The organism is Veillonellales bacterium (genome assembly GCA_039680175.1).
Taxonomy (GTDB): Bacteria; Bacillota; Negativicutes; order JAAYSF01; family JAAYSF01; genus JBDKTO01.
Genome location: JBDKTO010000048.1, coordinates 1 through 4,966, shown reverse-complemented (window position 1 = coordinate 4,966; position 4,966 = coordinate 1). Strand labels below are relative to the sequence as shown.

6 protein-coding genes are annotated in these 4,966 nt (G+C 40.1%); 4 read left to right on the top strand and 2 right to left on the bottom strand.

Annotated elements, in window-relative coordinates:
• Positions 1–240 precede the first annotated feature (240 nt).
• Positions 241–522 (top strand): hypothetical protein, encoded by a 282-nt coding sequence (locus tag ABFC84_07885; GenBank protein MEN6412669.1) that lies wholly within the window; start codon positions 241–243, stop codon positions 520–522.
• A gap of 525 nt (positions 523–1,047) precedes the next feature.
• Here the strand turns inward: ABFC84_07885 and ABFC84_07880 are convergent.
• Entirely contained in the window at positions 1,048–1,314 is a 267-nt protein-coding gene (locus ABFC84_07880; GenBank protein MEN6412668.1) for a LysM domain-containing protein, read from the bottom strand.
• Positions 1,315–1,462: 148 nt separating this feature from the next.
• Here ABFC84_07880 and lexA point away from each other — a divergent pair, with 148 nt between their 5' ends.
• The 3 genes from lexA to ABFC84_07865 all read left to right on the top strand — a co-directional run bounded on the left by lexA (position 1,463) and on the right by ABFC84_07865 (position 4,033).
• A complete protein-coding gene (gene lexA / locus ABFC84_07875) occupies positions 1,463–2,080 on the top strand; it encodes a transcriptional repressor LexA (protein MEN6412667.1) in 618 nt (205 codons plus the stop codon).
• 471 nt (positions 2,081–2,551) lie between these two features.
• The gene (locus ABFC84_07870; GenBank protein MEN6412666.1) at positions 2,552–3,184 is read left to right on the top strand and encodes a UvrD-helicase domain-containing protein; all 633 of its coding nucleotides are present in this window, start codon (positions 2,552–2,554) and stop codon (positions 3,182–3,184) included.
• Between the two features lie 321 nt (positions 3,185–3,505).
• Complete coding sequence (locus tag ABFC84_07865) at positions 3,506–4,033, top strand: creatininase family protein (GenBank protein MEN6412665.1); 528 nt, start codon at positions 3,506–3,508, stop codon at positions 4,031–4,033.
• Between the two features lie 67 nt (positions 4,034–4,100).
• Here ABFC84_07865 and ABFC84_07860 read toward each other — a convergent pair whose 3' ends face one another.
• Entirely contained in the window at positions 4,101–4,835 is a 735-nt protein-coding gene (locus tag ABFC84_07860; GenBank protein ID MEN6412664.1) for a NifB/NifX family molybdenum-iron cluster-binding protein, read from the bottom strand.
• Positions 4,836–4,966 lie beyond the last annotated feature (131 nt).

Genomic DNA, 4,966 nt, shown 5'->3' with positions numbered 1-4,966 from the left:
AGGAACGAATAACTATACAGATACAATTAGAGCTTTATTCAGAAGTGTTAATGATGGAAAGTCGTTTCCAAAACAGGAATGTTTTTCTATAACATAGCCGTTTTGGCTATGACTCTAATATACCAGGGAGGCGATAAATTTGACTAATACATTAGAACTTGAAATTGCTATTACTCGTGCTAGTATTACAAAAAAAGCAGTAGCCCAACAAGATGCCGCTGAAAAAGGAGAATGTTTGAGATGCTAAAGAATACTGCCACTGAATTTATGATGACCTTTGTCCAGTCATATCTGGATGGTGAACGCAGCCGACTGGATTTCGATCTTGATTTCAGTCATTATCTGATAAAGCATTATGCAAAAATGGAAAGGGAAAATCATGATCTGGCTGAATGCTTTAACTTTCACCTTGCTGAAGAAGGATTTGACCAGACGGAAGGTTTGGCAAAAGATCAGCACAAGAAGCTAATTCAAAAGCAGTTTAACGAATTCAAGGCCGCTTTGCGAGATGATTTTTTTTGAGAAAAATCCATCTCGTTCTTTTTTATTATGTTAGCATGTCTGGACTATTGAATGATAGGTGATGTAAGGTTTGACGCTTACTATGAAGATAAGATGAAACCCTCTGAGGCGCTAACTATTATACGATTTATATTTAATGGCAGTAAGATTAGTGGTGAGGCCAGAAGACGATGACGTAGATATATAAACAAAACAAAACGGAGAAGGTGTTTACCTTCTCCCCCTTTAAAGCGACTATCCTTACAGATTTCTTAATACTGATAACTTAGAAAGCCTCCAGAATGATAATTTTATTTTTCTCAGGACAATCACGAACTAGACAAACTAAAAACACGATCCTTTAAAACTGGTTACAACTTGAACATGATTTGAAGAAACCAAACTTCCAAACCTCTCAAAACTGTTAAACCCTTTACCCTGTAAGGATGGTGCTTGAATACATTATAGCATTAGAATTGGTGAAATTCAATAGAAATTGCACAAGTTTTATGTAAAGTTTGATAAAATCTTATAAGCCTGTATATATCAAGACTTAATCGGAACTTTCAACGTTTGACCGGGATAAACTTTCGCATTATTATCTAATTTATTTATTTGCCTAATTTCATAAATTAATTTTCTAATATCGTCTTTATCAGTTGTGTATTTAGCAGCAATTTGCCAAACCGTATCTCCCGGTTTCACATAGACCGTTTCATAAGTAGTGGTATCAACAAAAGCACGCGAAATTGCTAAAGGTGTAATGTTTAATATAAGAAGAACTAAAAATAGTACAAACATTGTTTTTCTCATAATTTAAAGCACCTCTTTTGAACATATGTTTGGTCTTTTTATTTTAACATAGTACATATGTTCTGCACAAGTGTGTTCGATGAAATTTCGAACTAACGTTCCTTTTATTGGAGTTTTATGCTACAATTGCCATAGAGGTGATAAAAATATGACCGCTAATTCCATAAGCGCAAAGCAACAACAAATATTGAGCTATATAAAAGAGAACGTAAGAGCTAAAGGATATCCTCCCTCCGTTCGGGAAATAGGTCATGCCGTTGGTTTGAGCAGTAGCTCGACAGTGCATTCCCATTTAAATAAACTGGAATCTTTGGGTTATATAAAACGTGACCCTACTAAACCGCGGGCCATTAACGTGCTTGAGGAAGCACCATGGCGGCAGAAAACAGTAATTCCAGTTCCTCTCGTGGGCTTAGTTACTGCCGGACAGCCGATACTTGCCGTTGAAAACATAGAAGAAACATACCCACTGCCTGCTGAATTGATTGGCAGGGAAGAAGATGTGTTTATGCTGTCCGTAAAAGGGGATAGCATGATTAATGCCGGAATCTTAGACGGTGACTACTTGCTTGTTCGCCGACAGGACAACGCTAATAATGGAGATATTGTGGTAGCTTTAATTGATAATGAAGAAGCGACTGTAAAACGTTTTTTCAAGGAGGCCAGACGCATTCGTCTTCAACCGGAAAATGACGCAATGGAACCTATTTACTCTGAAAATGTTTCTATTGCTGGCAAAGTAATCGGTTTATTTAGAAATATTTAGTTTTGGGAATATTTATATGGAAGATTCATGGTTTAATTTTATTTTGTATTCAGACAAAAAAGGGAGAGTGGATTTATTATGACAGCAGACATAGTAAAAGAAGCAGAGCAAGCTATTCAACGAAAGGGAGCTGGGAAGCAACAGGATGTACTTAACTTTATGCTCACTCACAACCTCTGCACGCGCTATTACCGTTGATGATGGTGCCGGTAAGAAGGGAGTCATCAAACGGACAAATAAGGGTGACTTTTCGGTACAAATTACTTCCAACGAAATATTATAAGAGAGTTAAACTAGCTTTGAAGTGATAAAAATGCCGAGAGAAGCTAGAAATCATTATTTTATTATGCTTTCTGTGTTTCGACGTCACAATATGTCGTTTGTCCTTGCGATAATAATATTGTGAAGAAAAACATTCCTAGACGATAAAATGCCAGCAAGTAATCCTATTTTTGGTGGTGACTTGTGAGAATGAGCGATATATTAGCGGGGCTCAACGCGCAGCAGCGACAGGCTGTAACTACTACGGAAGGCTTTATCCGCGTGATCTTCGGCGCGGGCTCCGGCAAGACCCGGGCGCTGTCTCACCGGTTTGCCTATCTGGTAAACGAGATTGGCATCATGCCGGCCAACATTCTCTGCGTTACCTTTACCAATAAATCCGCGAATGAAATGAAACAACGTATCCGCCGACTCACCGGCGACAGCGATACGGGCTATATCAGCACGTTCCACAGCTTTTGCGTAGCCGTTTTACAGGAGGATATCAATTCTGTACAGTATCCGAAAAGCTTTCTTGTGAACGCCGATATCGACGCCATGCTGAAGATCATCTATGAGGAGCGCGACCTCACGCTGCGCCATATGACCTTTGCCAAAGCGCGGGATATGATCGAAATACGCAAGATCTTCAAAGATCCCGAGTATTACGAGCATATGATCGCGTTCCCTTTGGACGAACTGCAGCAAAAGTACCTGGATGCAGTGGAAACAGACGATATTATTTTCTGGGGCTATCTTTATCAGCAAAAGAAATGCTTCGGCTTGATTTACACCTGGCGGGGAGCCAGCATACGGTATATATTGGACTTTGACAAGGGATAAAGTTCGATGATCTCGGGACAATGCGAAAAATCAACTTTAAAGCAAAACTGGAAGCAGAGGATGAAATCACTGTTGGCCGCCGGAAATGGTGAAGAAATGCTTGAGCCGTATGAGCGGGAAACTCTCACGTACGGTTCTTAGACGAGGGAAAGGGAGTAATCCCTTTTTCTTAGTGCGAAAATTATACTTTAAGCTGCTTCTTTCTCTAAAGACGAGAATAGAAATCCAGCAAGATCGAGCTTTCATTGAAGGGCGATTTTGCTGGATTTTTTTCTAAGGATTTCTAATTTATTTGAAAATTTTTTTTAAAACATTACCGATATGCTAATTGGAGAAGCTCTTAGTGTAGGAGTAGCTGCTGAATTAGGAAGCGCCTTAGTTGCTTCAACGATTCGCCCGGGATGTTCCAATCATCATTTATCCTTTGCCGGGTCCTTATCCATTTCACAAAAGCTTTTAGAGGGCATCATTGAGGCCTATTGTGATAATCTTAAGAACTATGGTTTCAGAAATATTGTCCTTCTTCCTTCCCACGGAGGTAATTTCGATTGCGTTGCCAGTATTGGCGAAAAATTAAAGACCGCTTACAAAGCTGAAGGAGTCAATGTTATTGCATTGGCCGATCGTGATGGTTATATTAACGCTTTTGCCGAACCGCTCTATTCCTGTAGATTTAGTTTTGACCAGGTAGGCGTCCATGCCGGTGCAGGAGAAACGGCTCTTGTGATGGCCTTGCGGCCAGAGCTTGTTCGGGAGGATAAGTTTGATGAGGGATTTGTCGGTAAAATTGATATCGCTAAACTGCTATTTAGACTCAGGCACAGGATCAGCGAATTGATAGTTTTCTGAAAATGTAAAACATAAGTTTTTCGAAAATCACTGGAATTTCTAAATACGCGTTTTTTATGTTGGCTTTTTAGTGATTGCAGTTATGGCCTTCATGATCATGGTCGCAGGCGTTACCGGAATCGGTAAGCTCGCCGAGAAGATAGAGGGCAACAAGATTTTCTGGCGTATCGGAAGGTGCGCCGCAGGAGACTTTTATACCTCGTTGTGTTAAAATCGATTGAGCGGCTTCGCCCATTCCACCTACAATGATGTCTGTGCAGCCTTGATCGGCTATCCAATTAGGGATAACCCCGGGTGCATGGGGTGGAGGAGTCAGGGTTTCCCGTTTGACAATTTTATTACCTTCCACGGTTACAATGGCAAATTGTTCGCAGTGGCCGAAATGGGTACAAAGCTTATTATTTACTAAAGGGATTGCAATTTTCATAAGTCTGTCAACACCTTTCATTTTTATTTTCTCATACTTGATAGTCGTTAGTTTACCGGATTGATATGCTGCCAGCGTTTCTTCGACTGTTGCATTTTCATTATCGAAAGAGTACATGGCAATTTGTTCGGTTTCTAAAACCTTAAAGGCTTTGGGACCGACATTGCCGGTGATGAGTACCTTTGCTCCGGTTTTTGCAACATTTTGACCGGCTTGAATGCCAGCCCCATGGGCGGCTTCAAGATTTTGTGTATTGGGAATGGATGTCCACGCGTTTTTTTCTTCATCATAAATAACGAAATAATGGGTACGACCAAAGCGAGAATCAACTGTTGAATGGCAATCTTGACCGTGGGCTGTAAAAGCAATTTTCATTTTGTTTCCTCCTCGTATAATAAGTTTTGTAAGCAGATACCAGCCTTACTTACAAAGCTTATTTTTTATTTTAGTTACTTAATTTTGGAACTCCTGATGCTACAATAGATTCTGGTGATCTGTAGCAAAGG

Excerpts from the sequence above, each read along its gene's own strand:
- ABFC84_07885 (MEN6412669.1), top strand. The coding sequence starts at position 241 with ATGCTAAAGAATACTGCCACTGAATTTATGATGACCTTTGTCCAGTCA.
- ABFC84_07880 (MEN6412668.1), bottom strand. The coding sequence starts at position 1,314 with ATGAGAAAAACAATGTTTGTACTATTTTTAGTTCTTCTTATATTAAAC.
- lexA (MEN6412667.1), top strand. The coding sequence starts at position 1,463 with ATGACCGCTAATTCCATAAGCGCAAAGCAACAACAAATATTGAGCTAT.
- ABFC84_07870 (MEN6412666.1), top strand. The coding sequence starts at position 2,552 with ATGAGCGATATATTAGCGGGGCTCAACGCGCAGCAGCGACAGGCTGTA.
- ABFC84_07865 (MEN6412665.1), top strand. The coding sequence starts at position 3,506 with ATGCTAATTGGAGAAGCTCTTAGTGTAGGAGTAGCTGCTGAATTAGGA.
- ABFC84_07860 (MEN6412664.1), bottom strand. The coding sequence starts at position 4,835 with ATGAAAATTGCTTTTACAGCCCACGGTCAAGATTGCCATTCAACAGTT.